At 40.2% G+C, this 22,823-nt stretch carries 16 protein-coding genes; 11 read left to right on the forward strand and 5 right to left on the reverse strand.

Annotated features, from left to right (window positions below; all coding sequences use genetic code 11):
- The first annotated feature begins 84 nt into the window (after nucleotides 1–84).
- Complete coding sequence (gene fusA, locus ACZ42E_RS05030; RefSeq protein WP_464893354.1) at nucleotides 85–2,136, forward strand: elongation factor G; 2,052 nt, start codon at nucleotides 85–87, stop codon at nucleotides 2,134–2,136.
- Nucleotides 2,137–2,162: 26 nt separating this feature from the next.
- Here fusA and ACZ42E_RS05035 read toward each other — a convergent pair whose 3' ends face one another.
- Nucleotides 2,163–2,432, reverse strand: a complete 270-nt coding sequence (locus ACZ42E_RS05035) for a hypothetical protein (RefSeq protein WP_464893355.1) — start codon at nucleotides 2,430–2,432, stop codon at nucleotides 2,163–2,165.
- A 92-nt stretch (nucleotides 2,433–2,524) separates the two neighbouring features.
- Here ACZ42E_RS05035 and ACZ42E_RS05040 point away from each other — a divergent pair, with 92 nt between their 5' ends.
- On the forward strand, nucleotides 2,525–3,655 hold the full coding sequence (locus tag ACZ42E_RS05040; protein ID WP_464893356.1) for a mechanosensitive ion channel domain-containing protein: 1,131 nt from the start codon (nucleotides 2,525–2,527) through the stop codon (nucleotides 3,653–3,655).
- Between the two features lie 105 nt (nucleotides 3,656–3,760).
- On the opposite strand, the gene ACZ42E_RS05045 is transcribed toward ACZ42E_RS05040, so the two are convergent.
- From ACZ42E_RS05045 to ACZ42E_RS05060, 4 genes are all read right to left on the reverse strand, one after another.
- Nucleotides 3,761–4,051, reverse strand: a complete 291-nt coding sequence (locus tag ACZ42E_RS05045; RefSeq protein WP_464893357.1) for a hypothetical protein — start codon at nucleotides 4,049–4,051, stop codon at nucleotides 3,761–3,763.
- A gap of 16 nt (nucleotides 4,052–4,067) precedes the next feature.
- Complete coding sequence (locus tag ACZ42E_RS05050) at nucleotides 4,068–4,928, reverse strand: glycosyltransferase (protein WP_464893358.1); 861 nt, start codon at nucleotides 4,926–4,928, stop codon at nucleotides 4,068–4,070.
- Nucleotides 4,929–5,214: 286 nt separating this feature from the next.
- Nucleotides 5,215–5,544, reverse strand: a complete 330-nt coding sequence (locus tag ACZ42E_RS05055) for a hypothetical protein (protein WP_464893359.1) — start codon at nucleotides 5,542–5,544, stop codon at nucleotides 5,215–5,217.
- A gap of 224 nt (nucleotides 5,545–5,768) precedes the next feature.
- Nucleotides 5,769–7,685 (reverse strand): AMP-dependent synthetase/ligase, encoded by a 1,917-nt coding sequence (locus ACZ42E_RS05060; protein WP_464893360.1) that lies wholly within the window; start codon nucleotides 7,683–7,685, stop codon nucleotides 5,769–5,771.
- Nucleotides 7,686–7,920: 235 nt separating this feature from the next.
- Here ACZ42E_RS05060 and ACZ42E_RS05065 point away from each other — a divergent pair, with 235 nt between their 5' ends.
- The 9 genes from ACZ42E_RS05065 (at nucleotide 7,921) to ACZ42E_RS05105 (ending at nucleotide 22,815) form a co-directional block, all read left to right on the forward strand.
- Entirely contained in the window at nucleotides 7,921–9,726 is a 1,806-nt protein-coding gene (locus tag ACZ42E_RS05065; RefSeq protein WP_464893361.1) for a heme NO-binding domain-containing protein, read from the forward strand.
- Nucleotides 9,727–9,943: 217 nt separating this feature from the next.
- Nucleotides 9,944–12,727 carry a PAS domain S-box protein gene (locus tag ACZ42E_RS05070; protein WP_464893362.1) on the forward strand — a complete coding sequence of 928 codons (2,784 nt, stop codon included), beginning with the start codon at nucleotides 9,944–9,946 and terminating at the stop codon, nucleotides 12,725–12,727.
- 62 nt (nucleotides 12,728–12,789) lie between these two features.
- Nucleotides 12,790–14,136 carry a tRNA (N6-isopentenyl adenosine(37)-C2)-methylthiotransferase MiaB gene (miaB, locus tag ACZ42E_RS05075; protein WP_464893363.1) on the forward strand — a complete coding sequence of 449 codons (1,347 nt, stop codon included), beginning with the start codon at nucleotides 12,790–12,792 and terminating at the stop codon, nucleotides 14,134–14,136.
- 24 nt (nucleotides 14,137–14,160) lie between these two features.
- Nucleotides 14,161–14,541 carry a YlbF/YmcA family competence regulator gene (locus ACZ42E_RS05080; RefSeq protein WP_464893364.1) on the forward strand — a complete coding sequence of 127 codons (381 nt, stop codon included), beginning with the start codon at nucleotides 14,161–14,163 and terminating at the stop codon, nucleotides 14,539–14,541.
- 97 nt (nucleotides 14,542–14,638) lie between these two features.
- Nucleotides 14,639–17,206: a DNA mismatch repair protein MutS gene (gene mutS, locus ACZ42E_RS05085; RefSeq protein WP_464893365.1), complete on the forward strand. Its 2,568-nt coding sequence runs from the start codon at nucleotides 14,639–14,641 to the stop codon at nucleotides 17,204–17,206.
- A gap of 15 nt (nucleotides 17,207–17,221) precedes the next feature.
- Nucleotides 17,222–18,904 carry a hydantoinase/oxoprolinase family protein gene (locus ACZ42E_RS05090; protein ID WP_464893366.1) on the forward strand — a complete coding sequence of 561 codons (1,683 nt, stop codon included), beginning with the start codon at nucleotides 17,222–17,224 and terminating at the stop codon, nucleotides 18,902–18,904.
- Nucleotides 18,901–20,250, forward strand: a complete 1,350-nt coding sequence (locus ACZ42E_RS05095; protein ID WP_464893367.1) for a histone deacetylase family protein — start codon at nucleotides 18,901–18,903, stop codon at nucleotides 20,248–20,250. Before ACZ42E_RS05090 ends, ACZ42E_RS05095 begins: the two co-directional genes overlap by 4 nt.
- Before the next feature lies 1 nt (nucleotide 20,251).
- Nucleotides 20,252–22,018, forward strand: coding sequence for a DNA mismatch repair endonuclease MutL (mutL, locus tag ACZ42E_RS05100; RefSeq protein ID WP_464893368.1), 1,767 nt, complete (start codon nucleotides 20,252–20,254; stop codon nucleotides 22,016–22,018).
- Between the two features lie 5 nt (nucleotides 22,019–22,023).
- Entirely contained in the window at nucleotides 22,024–22,815 is a 792-nt protein-coding gene (locus ACZ42E_RS05105) for a class I SAM-dependent methyltransferase (protein ID WP_464893369.1), read from the forward strand.
- The last annotated feature ends 8 nt before the right edge of the window (nucleotides 22,816–22,823 follow it).

The raw sequence follows: 22,823 nt of genomic DNA on the forward strand, positions 1-22,823 counted from the left end.
AGCTTTATGCCCAACTTGTAAAACCCGAAGCAGTTTTTACCTTTGGTTTCCAAATTTACAGCTAAATTGTAAGGAGGTTGTTGAATGAAGGTTTATCCCACCAGTAAAATTCGCAATATTGCTCTTGTCGGGCATGGGGGCACCGGAAAGACATCTCTGGCAGAAGCTATGATCTACAATACGGGTGCTACCAAACGGCTGGGCAAAGTAGATGATGGAAACACAGTAGCAGACTTTTTACCGGAAGAAATCAAGAAGAAAATTACTATCAGTACAGCTTTGGTTCCTTGTGAGTATAGGGACCATAAAATAAATGTGCTTGATACTCCGGGATATTCTGATTTTTATTTTGAAGTTGTCGGTACTATGAGGGTAGTTGAAACCATGGTAGTTCTTTTGTCTGCCAATGCGGGAGTAGAAGTGCAGACAGAAGTAGTTTGGGAAGATTTCCCTCATATACCCAAACTGGCATTTGTTAACAAGATGGACCGCGAAAATGCCGATTTTTACAAGGTGCTTGAAGATATGAAGAGGCTTTCAGCAGGCCATATTGTACCTGTTCAGCTTCCGATAGGCGCGGAAGACAAATTTAGAGGTGTAGTCGATCTGATAAAAATGAAAGCTTTAATTTTTGAAAAGGGGACTGGCAAGATAACTGAAGAAGATATCCCGGCTGATATGCTTGACGATGCAGAAACTTACAGGGAAGCTTTGATTGAGGCTGCTGCTGAGGCAGATGATGAACTGCTTACTAAATACTTGGATGGAGAAACCCTGACTGATGATGAGGTAATGCGCGGTATTAAGGCGGCTGCAGTTAAAGGTTCCGCTGTATTCGTATTCTGTGGTTCAGCTGTTAACAATATGGGAGTAACTCCTTTAATGGACTTTATTGTTGAATGTGCAGCTGATCCTTCTCATAACCCATTAGTTGCAGGTAAAGACTTAGAAAAAGAACCTCTGGCTGCCCAGGTTTTCAAGACTATTGCTGACCCTTACATAGGCAGGTTAAATATGCTGCGCGTTTTTACGGGCAAAATGAAGTCAGACAGTGTAGTGTACAATGCCAATAAAGAAAAAGAAGAAAAGATTGCCCAGCTTCTGGTGATGAGCGGTAAAGAACAAAATCCGGTTCCAGAAGCTTATCCGGGTGATATCGTTGCTGTTGCCAAATTGTCTCTTACTTCTACTGGTGACACTCTTACCGTCAAAGCAAATCCTGTAGTGCTGGATCCTATCGAATTCCCAGAACCTACCTTGAGCATGGCTATTGCACCCAAGTCTAAAGGTGATGAAGATAAACTGAGCAGTGCAATACAGAAGCTTTTAGAAGAAGATCCTGCCATAAGAATCTCTAAAAATTCCGAAACCAAGCAGACTATTCTTACCTGTATGGGAGATACCCATGTAGAAATAGTTCTAGAAAAACTGGCACGTAAATTTGGTGTAGATGTTGAGTCCCGGGAAATGAAGATTCCTTATCGGGAAACTATCCGTAAACCCGTAGAGGCTGAAGGCAAGCATAAGAAGCAGAGTGGCGGCCATGGTCAGTATGGACATGTTAAGATTAAATTTGAGCCTTATCCCGATGGGGACTTCCTGTTCGAAGAAAGTATTTTCGGAGGTGCTGTTCCCAAACAGTATTTCCCGGCGGTAGAAAAAGGGCTGCAGGAAGCTATGGAAGAAGGAGTTTTAGCAGGTTATCCGGTAGTCAATATTAAAGCTAATCTTTTTGACGGCTCCTATCATTCAGTTGACTCTTCCGAGATGGCTTTTAAACTAGCTGCCCGGCTTGCTTTCCGCAAGGGAATGGAAGCAGCTAATCCAGTACTGCTGGAACCGATAATGAATGTGGAAATAATAGTTCCTGAAAACTTCATGGGAGATATTATAGGTGATTTAAACAGCAAGCGCGGCAGAGTATTAGGGATGGAACCTTATGGAAAAGGCAAGCAGCTTATAAAAGCTCAGGTTCCTCTGGCGGAAATGGCTCGCTATACTATTGATCTCAAGTCATTGACCCAGGGAAGAGGAAAATTTAAGATGGAATTCTCGCATTATGAAGAAGTTCCAGCTCATATCCAGGATAAAATAGTAGAAAAAGCAAGACAGGAGAGGGAACAGGCAGAAAAATAATTTAGAGGGGGCAGATGCCCCCTTATTTAATTTCTCTTTTTTACTGGCAGTTCAAGGCAGTTTTTTTCCAAAGAATCGTTGGATGTGTTTAAATATATGTAATAATTAATATGATTTTTATTGGAGGAAGTTTTACTTGACAACATGTTATATATGGTTATGATTATTGCTGTGTTTGCTGTAAGGGTAGAAAGTAAATAATATGGATTAGAGGTTTTCACCAAACCATAAAATGAAATTTCTCCTACCAGGAAGGCAATTAATAAAAGGTAAAAAGAAATTTTAGGCACAGACATAAAAAATCCTCCTTATTGTGTTGTTTAAAATTATTGCCTGATAACCTGTTTTTGATACACAGACAGGATATATAGCAAAAGGGAGGGATTTAATGCATTATATATATGAATATTTACAAGGGAAATTAACAGGTTTGCTAAGTACGGACAGGTTCTGGATGGAGCTTAAAATGCTGGGTATAGCCCTTGTAATTTTTCTTTTTTTCGTGGTGCTGCGAAAGATTTTTTCTTCATATGTTTACCCATGGATAATGAAAATGGCAGAAAAAACCGAGATAGAGCTGGATGAGAAAATTTGGGATGCCTTTGAAAAACCTCTAAATGCCCTTTTCTTAATATTAGGTGTATTTTTTGCTTTAAGGTATCTGCCATTATCTGCGGAATTTGATTTAATGCTTACTAAATTTTTTAGAAGTGCTCTTATTATTATTGTAACCTGGGGATTTTACAGTTTAAGCGGTTCTCATTCCTCGCTGGCCGAAGAGCTTAGGACCAGGCTAAATTTGGATTACACCATTATTCAATTTTTTTCTAAAGTTGCCCGCATACTTATTGTGATAATTGCAGTTCTGGTTTTGGCTGAGGAATGGGATTATGACGTGAATGGCCTTATAGCAGGTTTGGGATTGGGAGGATTAGCCTTTGCTCTGGCAGCCAAAGACGCGCTTGCCAATATATTCGGAGGGGTTGTAATAATTCTTGATAAGCCTTTTGCTGTAGGGGACTGGATAAAAACCCCCAGCATAGAAGGAACCGTAGAGGAAATAAGTTTTCGCAGTACCAAAATAAGGGCTTTTGACCAGGCTTTAATAACCATGCCTAATTCAACTTTAGCCAATGAGCCTATAACTAACTTCAGCCGTATGGGTAAAAGAAGGGTCAGGTTTTATTTGGGGGTAACCTATGCTACTCCCCCTGAAAAAATAAAAAGGATAGTAGATAAAATAAGAGCACTTTTGCAAAATCATGAGGGGGTACATCCAGAAACTATAGTAGTTTATTTTGAACAGTTCAATGAGAGCAGTTTGGATATACTGGTGTATTTCTTTACTAACAGCACTGATTTGGCAGAACACCTGGCTATAAGGCATGATATAAACCTGGAAATAATGAATATTTTGGCAGAAGAAGGAGTAAGTATTGCCTTCCCCAGCCGCAGTATATATGTGGAAAATTTAGCAGATCAGATGAGGGAATTCAAAAAAATAAGCTATGAAAAGTAGGATATCTGGATTAAAATATAATGATTAAAGTGGATTTGATTAATAAAACATAAAAAACATCCGCTATAATTTATAACAAATAATAGTTATAGCGGATGTCTTTCATTATTTGTTAATCATATCTTCTAATATTATTTCCAGTTTTGCTTCCCGCTTGCCTTCCAGACAAAAGCCATCTTTGCCTTTGGCATGCGCACCACTTATAGATAATGATTTTATGGGGATTTCTTTTTCTTGCCCGGAAATGAAAAAATTTGTAGATTTTGACGGGTTATTGCTGGTTATTTGATAAGAAAGGTTGTAATTTTTAAGTTTTTTATTATTGACATATAAAATTATATTCAATATTACGATTAATAAGAAAAGAAATAATATTACTAAAAAAATCTTATTCATTTTTCCCTCCTCAAATTTAAAAGGGTATTCCAAACTTATCGAAAAAATAGGCATCGTCATGCTGGCGGTTGGCTAAGTAATCTATACGTGTTTTTCTGAGATCTTCGTGTAAAATTATACTGGTTAATGTTGAAGCAAAATAGGGATTATTTTTATATAAATCTACTACTTTAGCCAGACGTTTATAGTTAAAATGAAGGTAGGCCATACAAAACATGTTATGCATGGTGTTTTTGCTGGTTACATGATAAGGATGCCTGGGACGGAAAAAGTGTTTTAAAACAACTTCCGGTTCTACTATAAGGCGGTACCCGAAAAGCCACAACTTAAGAGAAAGTTCTTCATCTTCATGCCCCCACACTTCAAAATACTTGTTAAATCCCCCCAATTTTGAAAATACTTCGCGCTTTAAGACTAAAGCACATCCTCCCGCCAGGGGAACTTCTGTTCCAGGTAAAGGTTTTTCTCTGATCCATACCATGTTTAACACATTATTCCATGTTTGGCCGTATCCTGCGATTTTATCTGTGTTTATATCAGCAATAGCAGGACATACTGCATCAGCATTATATTTTTCAAGCGCTGAAATCAAACGGTCTAACCAATAAGGCTCAAAACGCATATGAGCATCGAGAAAAACCAAAATATTGCCATTGGCCATATCGGCACCAGCATTTCTGGCTTTAGCAGCTCCTATGTTTGGCGTTTTTAGGAGTTTAATATGAGCGTATTCTGGTCTGTTTAAAAAGTCAGAACAGTGATCTTCAGATCCATCATCTACTACGATAATTTCAAATAATGCTTCTGTTGGAGTGTTTTGCAGGTTGTCAATAGTATTTTTAAGGTGAAGGTCTTCATTTTTACAAGGAATGATCAAGGAAATTAGTGGGTTTTCTGTTGCTTGGTAAAAAGGACCTAATTGAACTTGAGTTTCCCTGATATCTATTTTGTCTTCTTTTGCTATTTTAAGAATTTTAGGGGATGTTTTTTCTTCAGTTTCCTGTCTGTAATTAATTTTTTTTATATTTTTATAAAGATAAAATATAAGTATTCCGCTGATAAATATTAGAATAATTGATGATAAAATAATTTCCTTGAAACTAATTAGTATAACTTATCACCCCTTATTTAATTTGGTAGCCGGCATTAAGCCGGCTACAGTATTAACGGGAAGTTCCAGTGGGCAGCGGGTTTTCTGGTACATAGTGGAATACTTTGATTTTGTAGACAAGACTGGGATCATCGATGCCAAAGAGGAACTGACCAAATTCATCAGTAAAGGCAAAGGCAACAGGTATCAGGTTTTCTGTTACAGGATCAACGGCGAATAATTTTACTGCTGCGTTTGCCGCATAAGAACCGTCCGGAAGATGCACTACTCCATGAATTACGGAGCGAAATTCAGGAGCCAGATTGATATTAAGGTCGGTCTCCGTACCAGGTGCTACCTGAACAGAAGTAAGGCTTAATTTGGTGGCAGTTGATAAAACCATCGCAATTTATCTCCCCTTTCATCTAAACTCATCTTTAATTTATGTGATAAACTTCCAAAAGGTGCTATCTAAAAATAAAAACTATACAGCTTTCCATATGGCAAGCTGTATAGTTCAGAGTGTTTACATATTAAGAATGATATTATAAAAAATGATAGCCAGCAGGCTTATAGCTTTACTGTTGCTGTTTATGTTATTCTTTATGGCTGCTTATTTAAAAAATCTTACTTATACATAGCTTCTATTTGTTCTTTGTATTTTTCAAGGATTACCCGTTTTTTGGTTTTTAAGGTAGGAGTAAGTTCTCCATCTTCTTCGGTAAAGCGTTTGGTAAGGATGGTATAGTTTTTTATGCGTTCAAAAGTTTCCAGCTGTTCATTTACTCTTTTTACTTCTTCAGCAATTTTTTCTTTTAAGAAGTCGGTTTCTATAAAATCCTGCCCTACCTTGTTACAGATGAGCACTCCAGTAGCATCAGACCATACCAGTGCTTTTTCATCATATTTAATGTTGTTTTGCTTGTAAAGTTCAACAAAATAGGTGAAGTTGGGCACAATCAACAAAGTTATATAATTCCGCTCGTCTCCAATAACAAAAACCTGATCGATATAAGAACTGGTAGAAAACAGATTTTCAATTTTGGCAGGAGCCACATTTTTGCCGATAGCTAGGCATATAATGCCTTTTTTGCGCTCGATAAAACGGTAGTAGCCATTTTCATCTTTTTCCACGATGTCACCTGTTTTAAACCAGCCGTCTTCGGTAAAAGCTGCTCTGGTTTCCTCTGGTTTGTTAAGATAACCGGCAAAGATGCCAGCTCCCGAGATTTCTAGTTCCCCATCGGGAGCTACCCGTCCGATGCCGCCATTGGCATCGATGCCCATTTTTCCTGGCTTACAGGCGGTAATCGGATTTAAAATGCAGGCATTAAAGCTTTCGGTAGAACCATATCCTTCCAGGACCGCTACCCCAGCTTTGTAGTAAAGCTTTAAAAGCTCGGGAGAAATAGCTGCACTGGCAGAGAAGGAAAAACGAAAACGATTGCCGAACAATCCGCGGATTTTACTGAAAATAAGTTTATCGGCAATTTTATATTTGATTTTTAACCCCAGGGGTAATTTACCCATAAGATCAAAATGGGGAGACATATTTATGGTACCATCAGGATTGGTACGGTATTTCAATGCTTCATCACCTATTTTGTCTGCCCACTCGAATATGGCTTTTTTGGCTGGGCTTAAAGCCAGCTGCTGTTTTATGGTGATATAGATTTTCTCATATATGCGTGGAACGCAATTTATCCAGGTAGGATTATATTTTTTAAGGTCTTCCAAAAGGGTAGCAGGTGAGTCAGCATAGCAGATACATGCTCCCTGCCAGATGGCAAAAAGCTGACAGGAACCGCGGTCAAATATGTGAGCCAGGGGAAGATAACAGAGGGTTACATCATTTTCGGTTACTGACATGCCATAGCGGGCGAAAAACTCATTTACTCCCTTCATGCGGGAAGCTGCTCCCCAGTGGGTAAGGATTACTCCTTTTCCCTGTCCGGTGGTACCGGAAGTATAGAGAATAGTGTAAGGATTTTCCAGTTTTACGCTTTTCCATCTCTGTTCATATAGATTATAATTTTTTTGCAAATAATCTTTCCCCAAATCTATTAAATCCTGCCAGGACAAAACCATGTCATTATTGCTTTTGTATTTTAAATCCATAACAATGATTTTTTCTAAACTGGGCATTCTGTCAATGCCAGATAGGATCTGATTTAACAGGTTTTCATTGCCTACGAAAAGGAAGCGGCTTTTAGAATCATTCATTATATAAAGCACTTCATTAAGGGATAGGGTAGGAAAGATAGCAACACTCACAGCTCCGCAGTTAGCGATGGCCATATCTGCCTGGGTCCAGTAAACGCTGGAGGGGGACATTATAGCTACCATATCCTGGGGATTAATGCCTAAGTTCATAAGTCCACCGGCCAGGTATTCGACTCGCTCTTTAAATTGCCGATAAGTAAAAGTTCCCTGATGGTCATTATGGTAAAGGGTGGGATTGAATACCTGAGCAGGACGATCGGGAAATTTTTCACATGAATAGTAAAAGGCTTCACATACGGTAGGCATTTCCTTGCGCACCATATAAATTACCCCCTTATCACAAAATATTTTGAACATTACTAATTGCTTCATAATATTATTATATAATATATAATTACAACTCGAAATATATTTTAGGTAATTTACCACAATTAATATTTATAACTCAAAACCATAATAAAATATAAATCTAAAAATTTATTAAATTATATTTTGGAAAGTAGATGGATATTGAATAAACAGTTATAATTAAAATAAAAAAAAGCGGGGTGTTTTTTTGAAAGGTACAGTTGTTGCTACCTGGTTCAATAGTATAGAAGGATTATATGGCAGAGAGGTTCTGGAAAAAAGCCAGCTTGAAAATAACTGGTCTCCAGGGAGGCTTATCGCACCACTGGAAGATATTCCCGATAATGTGCCTTTTAATATTGTGGGAAGTGTATCCAAATATGTGCAGAAAGATGTGGAAACGGTCTGGCAGGAGATTGGAAGGCATAACATTAAATCATTTGCGGAATGGTATCCTTCCTATTTTGAACGCAGCAGCCTGCGCGATTTTATGTTTATGATGGATGAGCTGCACAGCCAGCTTACCAAAAAAATTCCCGGGGCTGTTCCACCAAGGCTTATACCCTATATATTAAGTCCCAGGGAAATGGAGATAAAATATATTTCACACAGGGGTATGGCGCCTTATTTCTTAGGTTTACTTAAGGGAGCTTCTGAGTTTTTTGGTGAAAAGCTGCAGGTGGAAATTTTGGAAAAAGGCAGGGAAGGGGATAAACATTACCTGCGGGTGAAGCTTACCTTTGAAAAAGGCGGAGAATATGTAAAAAAATATAATTTGAATAAGTTCATGGCCAAGATTTCAAAAAATCTGTATCTGCGGTCAGGCTTTATAACTGGATTATTATCCTGGCCTCTCTTTGTCATTGCACAGGGCGAAATACATATTACAGGTATAATGTATGCAGCTGTTACGGGTATCATTGCGGGAGCCATTGCTTTGCTTTCCCTTAAACCTCTAAGGGGACTGCAAAAACAGGCCGAATATATTGAAAAATTTGATTTTGCCTCTGCTTACAGTATTGCCACGGGGGATGAACTGGAAGCAATAAGCCAGAGCTTGAACCGCTTAAAAGAAAATATCCAGAAAGACTTTTTATATTTGAAAGGCGGTACTGATGATCTGTATACCTTCAGCAGCAAATTCAGCAAAATAGCCAAGGAAATGGGTAATGTTTCAGAGGTTATTTCTTCTGTAGTCCATCAGGTGGCAGAGGGAGCTGTATATCAGGCAGAAGAAACTGAAAAATCAGTTTCGGTGCTTACCCAGAATATCGAAAATCTGAACCAGCTGGCGCAGAGGGAGCTGGAAGCCAGGGAAAGCTTATCTAAAGCTGTAGAAAATATTAAAAAATCTTTTGGAGAAGTGAAGGGAGTAGCTTCGCTCCTTCTGGACACAAAAGAACAGTTTAAAAATGTAAACCAGCAGGGTGAAGACCTGGCTGGCAGGGTGCAAAACATAATGGAAATCGTGACTACTGTAGAAGGCATAGCTGACCAGACTAACCTTTTGGCATTAAATGCAGCCATAGAGGCAGCCAGGGCTGGGGAGCAGGGAAGAGGTTTTGCGGTGGTAGCTGATGAGATAAGAAAACTGGCTGATGATGTAAAACAGGCAGTAAAAACAATTAATGAGAACCTGCAGTATTTTATAAGTGAGGTAAGCAGGCTGGTAAATGATGTAAGCGAGCAGTTTGTGCAGCTGGAAAGAAGCAATCAGAGCCTGGAAAAGGCAGTGGAAGATAATATGAAATCAACAGAAGAAATAGACAAAGTAGCATATATGATAGTAGAACTGGTAGAGGAGCTTTCCAAAGAGACCAAGCACATATCGGAAGTATTTCAGAATTTGCATACCCTGGCGGCCATCGCGGAAGAAAATTCTGCTTCTAGTGAAGAAATGAGCGCCAATGTAGCTGAGTATTCTGAAAAAATAAAGGAGCTCACTTCTTATGTCGAACAGTTAGAAAAACTTACCGAAGGCTTCAGACAGGAACTGCGCAAGTATAAAATATAATATTCATTTTCAGAAACCGGCGTATATAAACATACAGCCGGTTTATTTTTTGTTGTTTTTTAGCGAAAATAAAGTAAAATTAACTAAAAATTGCTTTTATTTTAAACTGAAATATAGAGATATGTAAAATTGATGTAAAAATTTATACAAATCTATTAAAATATTAATAATACAAAAACAGTTTGTTATAAATCTAGATAAAGGAGAAGGTTTATGCTTGGGGAAGGGGAAGCATATGGGAAAGGAAAGCTATTTTAAATTTAGAGAAGAAGACTTGCAGAGGATTATTTCCAATTTGCGTGAAATAATTGCCATATCTGACCTGGAAGGGAGATTTACTTTTATATCCCCCAGTGTCAGGGAACAGCTCGGCTATGAGGTAAGTGAAGGTTTGGGCAGGCATTTTAAAGATTTTATTCATCCTGATGATGTAAAAAGCTATGTCGAATATTTTAACCGGGATATAAAAGAAGAGATGGATAAGACTACCCTTAATTTCCGGGTCCGCCATAAAGATGGGAGCTACCGCTGGTATAACATAAGGGGAAGGATAGTTTATGATGAAGGTGGAAAGCCGCTTGAGTATATAGGAATAGGGATTGACATAACTGAGCAGATTAACAAGGAAGAAGAATTAAGGAGAGCTTATGAAGAAATCGAAACTGCTTACCAGCAGCTGCAGGCAGCTGAAGAAGAGTTGAAGGCGCAGTATGAAGAACTCCATTCCACCTATGAACAGCTGCAGGCTGCGGAAGAAGAGATAAGGGCCCAATATGAAACCCTGGAAAAAAATCAGCAGGAACTTCTTAATATGCACAAAAAAATGGAAGACATAGTAAACTCGCTTCCTGATGCCACTTTCGTCATAGATCAGGAGGATAATGTTATTTTTTGGAATTATGCCATGGAATTATTGACCGGAGTGCCGGCCAAAGAAGCAGTGGGCCAAAAAAGCTATCTCTTTACAGGGAGGTTTTATGAAACCTGCCGCCCGTCTCTGGCCCATTACTGTCTGGCAGGGAAACTTCCTGAAGGGGAAGAATATCATAATATTTCCAGTAAGAACGGTGTTATCCAGGCTGAAATAGGTCCAGTTAACATAAGAGGAAAAATGAAATATTTCTGGCTTACTGCGGCTCCTCTGTACAATATGAAAGGTGAAATAGGAGGAGCTATTGAAAATATCCGGGATATAACGGATAATAAGCTGGTAGAAAATGAGCTGCGCCAGAGTGAAGAAAAATTCCGTTCCCTGGCTGAAAGTACCCCGGTGATGATTTTTGTGGGACAGGGAGAAAAGTATAAATATGTAAATCCTGCTTTCTGTGAGGTTACTGGCTATTCTGCGGAAGAACTCTACAATGATATGCTGATATGGGATGTAGTCCATCCTGATGATAGGGAAAAGGTAAGGCAGCGGGGATTGGCCAGGCAGAGAGGCGAAGATATTGAGCCCAGGTATGAACTAAAACTGCTTACCAAAGAAGGTGAAACTAAATACATTCTGTATTCCGGTTCTGTTTTTGAATATGAAGGGAAACCTGCACTTATGGGGACCGGAATAGACATTACGGAAAGATATATAGCGGAGAAAAAGCTCAGGCGTAGGGAAGAACAGCTTTCAATAATAGCTGAAAACACCCTGGACCTCATATCCCAGGTGGATGAGGAAGGAAGGCTTATCTATGCCAGCCCTTCGCATCTTTTTATGCTGGGATATAAACCGGAAAAAAGTGTTGGGGTTTCTGTTTTTAATATTATTCACCCTGATGATCGGGAAAAAGCCTGGCAGGAATTTAAGAAAACCCTGGCTACCGGTGAGCCTAACCGATTTGAATACCGTTTGCGCAAAGCAGATGGCAGCTATGTGTGGGTAGAAACCCTGGGAAAAGCCCTAAAAGGCAAGGACAGCAGGCCGGTTTTGATTACCATAAGCCGGGACATAAGTGAGAGAAAAGAGATGGAAGAGAGACTGCGCTACATTGCAGAACATGACGTTTTAACCGGCTTATACAACCGCTTTTATTTTGAACAGATGCTAGATAAGTTCGAAAAAGAGAAAAAAGTGCCGGCAGCTATCATAGTTACTGATGTCGATGGGTTAAAGCTTATAAATGATACTCTGGGACATGAGTCAGGAGATAGGCTTTTAAAAACATATGCTTCTATTTTGCAGAGATGTTTCCCAAAAGGGAGCATAATCGCCCGGGTAGGGGGAGATGAATTTGCGGTAATACTGCCGGGAAGCCTTCCCCATCTGGTGGATGAATATGTAAAATGCGTCAGGGAAGAGATAGATACCATAAACAGGAACAAAGATATTCTGCTCAGTGTTTCCATGGGTAAAGCAGTGAGGCTTAATGCCAAAATAACTATGCAGGAGCTTTTCAGGGAAGCAGACAAGCTTATGTATCGTGAGAAACTTCTGCACAGCCAGAGCACCAAGAGCAGCATAGTAGATTTGCTTATGAAAGCACTGGAAGCCAGAGATTATATAACCGAGGGCCATACGGACCGCTTGCAGGAAATAGTGAGAAAAATGGGGGAAAGGATTGGACTCAGTGAATCGAGGATAAACGATCTTTGCCTGCTGGCACGTTTCCATGATATAGGCAAAGTAGGCATTTCTGACCGTATTTTGTTTAAACCAGGCAAACTTACGGAAGAAGAGTTTGAGGAAATGAAAAAACACAGTGAAATAGGCTTTCGCATTGCTCAGAGTTCGCCTGACCTTGCCCATATTGCAGATTTTATTTTAAAACACCATGAGAGGTGGGATGGCAGTGGCTATCCCCTGAGGCTCAAGGAAACGGAGATCCCCCTGGAATGCCGCATCCTGGCGCTGGCTGACGCTTATGACGCGATGAGCAATGACCGGCCTTATCGCAAGGCGATGAACCGGGAAGATATAATTGTGGAACTTACCCGCTGTTCGGGCAAGCAGTTTGATCCCTGGCTCACTTCTGTTTTTATAAATTTACTTTCTGAATTAGAAGAATAAAATTATAAGAGTAAAGGCAATATTTTTATAAAATTATTACTGTTGCCAGTAAGGAGGAGAAGATGTCTTTCAGCTATACCAGTTTAGGCCATGACAAAAAATATATGATATTAACCTATGGCTGTCAGATGAATGTGAGAGATTCCGAAACTATTGCCGGGCTTCTGGAAGCTATGGGTTATACGGAAACCGAAGAGGAAAAAGAAGCAGATCTTATTGTGTTTAATACCTGCAGTGTAAGGCATTCAGCTGAAAATAAAGTATTCGGCAAAGTTGGGGAAGTGATAGGCCTCAAGCGAAAAAAGCCGGGACTCATGATAGCTTTTGGCGGATGTATGGCCCAGACCCCGGAAGCCAGGAATATACTTAAAAGGCAAGGGGTAGATGTTATTTTTGGTACCCACAATATTCATGAGCTTCCTTCTCTGCTGGAGGAAGCATATGCTACAGGTAAACAGGTAATAAAAGTGCTGGAAAAGTCGGAAGGCATAGTAGAGGATCTGCCTGCCAAACGCCAGTCCGGGATAAGTGCTTTTGTAAATATTATGTTTGGGTGCAACAATTTCTGCAGTTATTGTATAGTACCTTATACCAGGGGAAGGGAAAGAAGCAGACATCCTGATGATATACTGAGGGAAATAAAGCTTTTAGCCAGACAGGGTTATAAAGAAGTTACCCTCCTTGGCCAAAATGTAAACTCATATGGCAAAGGTCTGGAGGAAAAAGTTGATTTTGCCGATCTTCTTAAGATGGTGTCCCAGATTGATGGTATTGAACGGGTGCGTTTTACTACTTCCCATCCCAAGGATATGTCAGATAAGCTAATAGATACCATGGCCGAGGAAAGAAAGGTATGTGAACATGCCCATGTGCCTATGCAGGCAGGAAGCAATAGAATACTTAAGCTCATGAACCGCCACTATACCCGGGAACATTATCTTTCCTTAACCCAGAAAATCAGGGAGAAAATCCCGGGGGTAGCTATAACTACAGACCTTATAGTAGGTTTTCCCGGTGAAACCGAAGAGGACTTCGAAGATACCCTGGATATGGTAAGAAAAGTCCGCTTTGATGCGGCATTTACTTTTATGTACTCACCGCGGGCAGGTACCAGAGCAGCGGAGTTTGCTGACCAGGTTCCGCTGGAGGTTAAGAAGGCCAGGCTGGAAAAATTGAATGAAATTCAGTACGGGATTGCTACGGAAATAAACAAGTCTCTGGAAGGGACTATACAGGAAGTTCTGGTGGAAGGGCCAAGTAAAACTGATAAGGATAAACTTACCTCCCGTACCCGTACTAACCGTATAGTTATTTTTTCTGGGCCAAAGGATTTAATTGGCAGGCTGATAAATGTTAAAATAACAGAAGCCAGAACTTTTTCTCTTTTTGGAGAAATAGTGGAAGGTTAGTATTTTGTATGGGAGGAATCTGTTTTGTCTAGCGAAAATATTATTAAGATGGCATTTGAACTGGGGAATTCGATTGCACATTCGGAGGAGATTAACGCATTAAAAAGGGCGCAGGAAAAACTGGTGGCAGATGAAGAAGCCTATAATCTTATCATGCGTTATCAGGATGCCAGAATGCGCTGGGAGCAGAAAAAGAGCAGCGGACTTATCCTGCCCCAGCAGGAGGAAAATCATCTGGCTATCTTAGAACAGCAGCTAAACAGCAATCCGCTTGTTCAGGAGCTGCTTTTGGCCCAGGAAAGGTTCGATAATCTTATGCAGGCTGTGTATTTTGCCATGAATCAGGCGATAGCAGGAGGATGTTCAGGTGGCTGCAGTTCCTGCCAGGAAGGCTGTTCTGAATAAAAAAAAACTAAAAACCGGTTATGGCAAAGAAAGACTTAGTGAAAATCCTAAGTCTTTCTTTATTAGCATGTGATTTATGCAGGGAGGAAAACTTAACGTGGCCAGATATACCCCTATGATTGAACAGTATCTGGAGATAAAAGAAAAGCATAGAGATGCTATCCTTTTTTTCCGGCTGGGCGATTTTTACGAAATGTTTTTTGAAGATGCCAGGATTGCTGCCCGGGAACTGGAAATAGTCCTTACCAGCCGGGATGGTGGGGAAGAAAAAATACCCATGTGTGGAGTGCCCTATCATGCAGCGAGCAACTATATTGCCAGGCTTATAAGCAAAGGTTATAAGGTGGCTATATGTGAGCAGATGGAAGATCCTGCCCAGGCTAAAGGGATAGTAAAAAGAGAAGTCATAAGAATAATTACTCCCGGTACGGTACTGGAAGATGTCATGCTGGAAGAGAACAGCAATAATTTTTTGGCAGCTGTAGTACGAAGTGAAGGATTAATAGGATTAGCCTATATAGATATATCTACCGGAGAATTCAGGGTTACTGAAATAGAAGGCGCAGATGCTTATATAAAATTGGCCAGTGAAATAGAAAGGATTAAGCCAGCTGAATGTCTGCTTTTGGAAGGAGACAGTCTGGCATTAAGAGAAGAAGATGAATTAAGGATAGGGAGGATACCTTTCACTTTTTTAAGCAGCGAAGATGAGGCTTTTACTGCCGGAGAGCAGGTTTTGCTCCGGCATTTTGGAGTTTCTTCCCTTACTCAGCTGGGATTGGAAAACTTGTCCCTGGGAATAAATGCTGCTGCTGCCATCCTTTCTTTTCTTTATCAAACCCAGAAGATAAATCTCAGGCATATTAGAAACCTGCAGGTTTATAGCCTGGACAGGTATGTAGAGATAGATTTGGCCAGTAGAAGAAATCTGGAACTTACCTCTACCCTTCGTGAAGGGCGAAAAGAAGGCTCTCTCTTTTATATTCTGGATAAATGCCAGACTGCTATGGGGAGAAGAACTTTAAGGTCTTTTATCGAGCAGCCTTTATGTGATTTAAAAGTCATAAACTGGCGTCTGGATGCAGTTGAAGAACTTAAAGATAATCTGGAAATGAGGCTTAATTTAAAAGAAGTTTTGGGAAACATTTATGATCTGGAAAGGATTGCGGGAAAGATTGGAAGCGGTATGGCAAATCCACGGGATATGCTGGCTTTGAAAAAGTCAGCTTTAAAACTAAGGGAAATAAGAGAAATATTGAAAAACAGCCAGTCGTTTCTTTTACAAAAAATAGGCAGATTAGATGTGCTGGAAGATATATATAGCTTGCTGGAATGTTCAATAGATGAAGAGGCTCCGGTTACTGTTAAAGAAGGAAATATCATAAAAAATGGATATAAAAAGGAAATAGATGAGTTAAGATATATATCGAGGGAAGGCTCTGACTGGCTGCTGGCTTTTGAGAACCGGGAGCGGGAAAGAACCGGTATAAAAAATTTAAAGGTAGGGTTTAACAAGGTTTTTGGGTATTATATTGAAATAACTAAGGCCAATCTTCATCTGGTGCCAGATAATTACCAGCGCAAACAGACTTTGGCCAATTGTGAGCGTTTTGTTTCTGAGGAATTGAAAAATTATGAAGATAAGATACTGGGGGCCAAAGAAAAACTCTGCCAGCTGGAGTATGAGGAATTTATAAAAATAAGGGAAGAAGTAGCCCTTAATCTGGAGAGAATCCAGGAAACGGCACATCTGGTTGCTCTTCTTGATGTATTATATAGTCTGGCAGAAGCAGCGTATCAGAATAATTATGTAAGGCCCCGGGTAGATAACAGCTATGTTTTGCACATAAAATCCGGTCGACATCCGGTAGTGGAAAAATTTCTGGAAAATGCCCGTTTTGTACCTAATGATCTGCATATGGAAGGGAAAAATCACCGCTTTGCCATCATTACCGGGCCCAATATGGGAGGAAAGAGCACTTTTATGCGTCAGGCTGCCCTTATTGTCCTGATGGCCCAGATAGGGAGTTTTGTCCCGGCGGAAGAAGCGCATATCGGATTAGTAGATAAAATTTTTACCCGGGTGGGTGCATCTGATGATCTGGCAGCAGGACAAAGTACCTTTATGGTAGAAATGGTAGAAGTGGCTAATATTGTTAAAAATGCTACTGAAAAAAGTTTAGTAATACTGGATGAAATAGGAAGGGGAACTAGCACTTACGATGGTTTGAGTATTGCCAGGGCTGTGTGTGAATATATTGTGGAAGAAATAAAATGTAAAACCCTTTTTGCCACCCATTATCATGAACTTACCTCATTAGCTGATGAATACGAAGGGATTTTTAATCTGGCGGTTTCTGTTAAAGAGTCAGGAGAAAGTGTAATCTTTTTGAAAAAGGTTTTGCCAGGCAAGGCAGATAAAAGCTATGGGTTGCATGTGGCAAAACTGGCAGGCCTTCCGCAAAAGATTAACCAGAGGGCAGAGGAAATTTTAAGTTCTCTGGAAAGCGAAAACCGGAGAGAAAGCAGCATATCGCCTCCTATCCAGTTAGATTTATTTTCTCTGGAACATCCAGTAATAGAAGAGCTCAGAAAAATTGAACCGGATAAAATAACGCCCAGAGAAGCCCTCCTCCTGCTCTATAAGTGGAAAGAGATGGTTTAGAAAGGAGGGGCCCTGATGATAATAGGAATTGATGTGGGTGGGACTTATACCGACGGCGTAGTTTATGAGGACGGGAAAATAATTAAAACAGCTAAAAAACCTACCTGTCATGATGAAATTAACACGAGTTTGCTTGCGGTATTGGACGATTTGCTGGCTGATGTTGACAGGGAAAGCATACAGCGGATAGTTATAAGTACCACTCTGGTTACCAACCTTATCGCTACTGGTAAAGGTGAAAGGACCACCCTGGTTCTTTTGCCCGGACATGGACTTCCTCACGATCTGTACCGCATATCCGGGGATACTTTCTTTCTTAAAGGAAGTATAGATTTTCGGGGAAGGGAAGTGGAAGAATTAGATAAAAAGGAAGTTATAGCCTGTATTGAAGCCATAAAAGAAAAAGGGATAAAGAGGGTTGCCATAGCCGGAAAATTTGCCAACCGCAATAACAGGCAGGAAAAGATAGTAAAAGACTTGTTTGAGAGATATTATAAAGAAGCATTAACTATTACCTCCTCTGAAGTATCCAATCAGCTGAATTTTCCGCGTCGGGCAGCTACCGCTTATTTTACAGCTATGACTTTAAGAGAATGGCAAGATTTCGTTAAGGAAATCAAAAAATCGCTTGCTGAGCGCAGTATTACCGCAGAAGCTTTTGTTTTAAAAGCAGATGGGGGAACAGTTCCTCTGGAGTCATCGGTTTTTATGCCCTGTGAAACGGTTTTTTCCGGGCCAGCTGCCAGCACTATGGGCGGTAAAGCTATTACTATGGATAATAAAAATTCAGTAGTCATAGATATAGGTGGCACCACTTCTGACATATCCCTGCTTATTGAGGGAGAACCTCTTTATGCCTCAAAAGGGGCTTCTATAAACGGCTTTTATACTCATGTCCACGCATTTGCCGTAAAATCGGTTCCCCTGGGAGGAGACAGCCTGATATACTTTAAAGATGGCAAAATAGAAGTTGCTGGTTACCGGGAAGGGGAGGCTGCCTGCCTGGGAGGAGAAAAGCCAACCGTAACAGATGTTTTTAATGTGCGGTATAATCTTAATATTGGTAAATTTGAATCTTCCATGCAGGCATTAAAAGAACTGGCTTCTATTTCTGGCATGGAAATTGGTGAAGTTTGTGATGAGGTAGTTAGCACGGTCATAAATCGTCTGGAAGCCTCGATAAAGAATATGTTCAAAGAATGGGAAAATGAACCAGCCTATAAGGTATGGGAGATTATACATGGCAGGAAGTTTACACCTGATTCCCTGGTGGGTATTGGAGCTGCTGCTCATGCTATAATTCCGGTACTGGCGGAAAAGATGGGAATTCCTTATCAGGTCCATAAGTATTCCGCAGTGGCTAATGCTTTGGGTGCAGCAGTGGCCAGACCAACCCTGGCAGTAAGTCTTCATATAGATACCGGGCAAGGAGTATGTGTGGTTGATCCAGGAGGAATCATATACCAGGTGCCTAAAAGTGTAAGTTTTAATATAGAAGACGCTAAAAAATTGGCATTAAAATTTTTACATGAAATAGGCGAGAAACGAGGAATGCAGGAATACCTGACTGACTACAGGTTTTATCAGGAAGAGCAGTTTAACATGATAAGGGGCTGGGACAGGGTAGGAAAAATTTTTGAAATCAAGCTGCAGGTAGCTCCCGGTTTTATTCATGGGTACAGGGGGGTAACAGCATGAAACCTACGGGCATCATTTTTTTTCCGGCTTTTGACTGGGCAATATCGCCAACTCATCCGGAAAGGGAAGAAAGGCTTTTATATACGAGGGATCAGCTTTTTGAAGAAGGCATTCTGGACCTTCCCCAGATTAAGGAATATAAGCCTGGTTTGGCCAGTTATAAGGATATACTGCGGGTGCATTTCTGTATCCCTGGTATTGAGGAACGGATAATAGAGGCACATCTGGTAGCTGCTGGTTCAACTCTTAAACTGGCTGATGCTTTTTACCAGGGAGAGATAAAAAACGGTTTTGCTATTGTAAGGCCTCCCGGACATCATGCCATGACGATAAGCCATGCTAACCGGGGGTTTTGCGACATAAACAATGAAGCGGTAATGATAGAATATATACGGAAAAAATACGGCATAAAAAGGGTGGCTATTGTTGATACTGATGTACACCATGGAGATGGAACCCAGGAAATATACTATTATGATCCTGATGTGCTTTTTATATCTTTTCATCAGGATGGAAGAACCCTTTATCCAGGGACAGGATTTACCGATGAGGCAGGTTTAGGCAAAGGTTATGGCACCACCATAAATATTCCCCTTCCCCCCCGTACCAATGATGAAGGGATTCATTATGTTCTGGATAATCTGGTACTGCCGGTATTGGATGATTTTAAACCTGATCTGGTGGTAAATTCTGCGGGACAGGATAACCACTATACTGACCCGCTGGCTGATATGTGCTTTACTGCACAGGGGTATGCACTTTTGAACCAGAAATTAAAACCAGATATTGCTGTCCTGGAAGGAGGATATTCGGTAGAAACGGCTTTGCCTTATGTTAATATGGGCATAATTATGGCTATGGCCGGCCTTGATTTTAGCAATCTGCGGGAACCTGACTATAATCCAGGCAGGTTTAAAAATTCTTCTTCGCATCTGGATTATCTTAAGAAACTGGTTAAACAGCAGTTTTCTTTGTACCAGAACCGGGAAGAAAAAATCAAGGAGCAGTATGATAAAAATAAAAACCGGTTTTATACAGAACAAAAAAGTATTTTCTATGACACGGAATACCTGTATGAAATGCAGAATAACAAGCTGCGCCTTTGCTCAGAATGCCAGGGATACCGGCTTATAGATTCCAAATGCAGACACCGCGACGGTGTTGTTTACAGTGTATACTGCATATCTATTCCTGTAAACTGCTGCCCAGGCTGTCATAAGGAAGCGCTGGCTGTTTATAAAGAAATGAAAGAAAACGGGCTTTATGATATGGTATACTTACAGGACCGTATTGATGACAGGTATTACCGTTTTGACATGAGAAAGGGAGAAGAGAAGGTTTGGTAGAATGAGCATAAGGCTTTTAGATGATGAACTTATAAACAAGATTGCTGCTGGTGAGGTTGTAGAAAGGCCAGCTTCAGTTGTAAAGGAGCTGGTAGAAAATGCAATTGATGCAGAAGCCAGAAATATAATGGTAACTGTAAGCCAGGCAGGATTGGAAAAAATAGAGGTAGAAGATGATGGAAAAGGCATGAGCCGGGAAGAAATACCACTGGCTTTTATGCGCCATGCTACCAGCAAAATAAAGGAAGAAAGGGATTTATACCATATTACTACCATGGGGTTTAGAGGAGAGGCTTTGCCCAGTATAGCTTCCGTTTCCATAGTGGATATTTACAGCTGCCAGGAAGGGGAAACCGGAGTATTTGCCCATTTGGAAGGAGGAGTAATTAAAAGCATTGATTATCATCCCTGCCCGAAAGGAACCAGAATAATAGTAAGGGATATATTTTACAACACCCCAGCCCGCCGTAAATTTTTAAAATCGCCGGTGAGCGAGAGTGCTCATATTTTTGAAATGCTGGTTAAGTATGCATTAAGCCGGCCTGACATTGCCTTTACCTACCGCAGTGACAAAAAGACCTATTTTAAAACGCCAGGTAATGGCAATTTGCGAGATGCCGTTTTGGCTGTTTATGGAGCCGATTTTTTAAACCCGCTTATAGACATCGAATATAAAGGACAAAATTACAGTATAAAAGGGCTTATTTCCAGGCCAGAAGTAAAGAAAAATAATCGCAAAAACCAGCTTTTTTTTGTAAATAACCGGCCTATAAGGAGCAACTTGCTTTATAAGGCGGTAGATGAGGCATATAAAGGATTACTGGTTTCCCGCGAATATCCGGTAGTAATATTATCCTTGGCGATACCGCCAGCAGAGGTAGATGTTAATGTCCATCCCCAGAAAACAGAAGTCCGTTTTCGTGATGATGCCAGGGTTTTTCGGCTGGTATACCAGGTATTGCGGGAACATCTTGATAATTTGGAATATCAGGGCAAATGGGGGATTTTGAAGAAAGAGAGGGAGGAAGTATTTTATTATGATAAAACAGAGGAAAAACCAAAAGAAGATATATACATAAGGGAAGAAAAATTTTACGTAAACGAAAAAACTTTATTTAATATCCAGCCCAAGCTGCAATATAAAAAGGAGCTTTCCAGTAGTGCTGAAGAGATTGTTAATATGATTTTTAGCCAAAAAGAAGAGGAGAAAGCTGAAGATTATAAAGTATTAGGGCAAATTTTGCTAAATTATATACTGCTGGAAAAAGATAACTCTCTTTATATAATAGATCAGCATGCTGCCCATGAACGAATACTTTACGAACAGTTTAAAAAGCAGTATGAAGAAAATATTGTAATACAGCCTTTAGCTTTCCCGCTTTCACTACAACTGTCAGCCAGTCAGCTGGAAATAATAGAAAGAAACATGGATTTATTAAAAGATTTAGGCTTTGAATTAGATGTAATAAGCTATAACTCAGCTGTTTTAAGGGCTGCTCCTTCCTTTATTGCGGGTAAGGAGCTAGAAGTCCTGGAAGATGTTTTAGTTTCTTTGGATGAAAAGGGAGAGGCTGATCTACATGATAAAATTTTAGCGGTGATAGCCTGCAGAAAGGCGGTCAAGGCAGGGGACAGCCTTACACTTTTGGAGATGGACAGGATAATAGAAAGTTTGTGGAAAACGGACAACTGCCGCTACTGTCCGCATGGAAGACCTACCATGTTCAGGATTACCGGGGAAGAACTTGATAATATATTTAAGAGGTAGGAAAAATGAAAGTAATAGGGACTACTACGCAGGCACGGAATGATTTGGCTTTAAACCCAGAGTTCAAGATTTTTTTGCAGGAAACAGGAATCAAGTTTGTAAATAGAGAAAGAAAAAGCCTGGCGAAACTGAAAAAAGAAAATGATGCTGATGGTGTAGTTGTCTGGCAGGAAGAAGGCCCTGTTCTTTATATAGACGAAAAAAACAGGTTTTATTTTCATCCCAGCATGGCTAAAGTGAGGATTTCCAATTATCGAAAATTTAATAAACCTGATCCGATGATAGAGGCATTTGCTTTAGAAAAGGATGATGAAGTTTTGGACTGTACATTGGGATTAGGGGCAGATGCTATCGTAACTTCCTATTTTATACCGGAAGGACGCATAGTGGGGCTTGAATATTCGTCACTGGTAGCAGCGATTGTCAAATGGGGCATGAAAATGTACCATTCCTCTATGGAATGGCTTGATAATGCCATAAAAAGGATTGAGGTCATAAATGCAGATTACCGGAAATATCTTTCTTCTTTAAAAGACAATTCATTTGATATTGTCTATTTTGATCCTATGTTTAGAAAACCGGTACTTAAAAGCCAGGCCATATCTCCGCTGAGATTACTGGCTAACCCACATCCGCTTGATGAAGAAAGTTTGAGAGAAGCGGTAAGAGTAGCGCGCAAAAGGGTGGTAATGAAAGAGCTGTATGCCAGTGGAGAGCTGGCAAGACTGGGTTTTGAAAAGATTATAGGCAGCCCTAATAATAAAATTGCTTATGGGGTAATAGAAAAAAAGAATTAGTCTGGAGG

Source organism: Thermosyntropha tengcongensis, assembly GCF_055381335.1.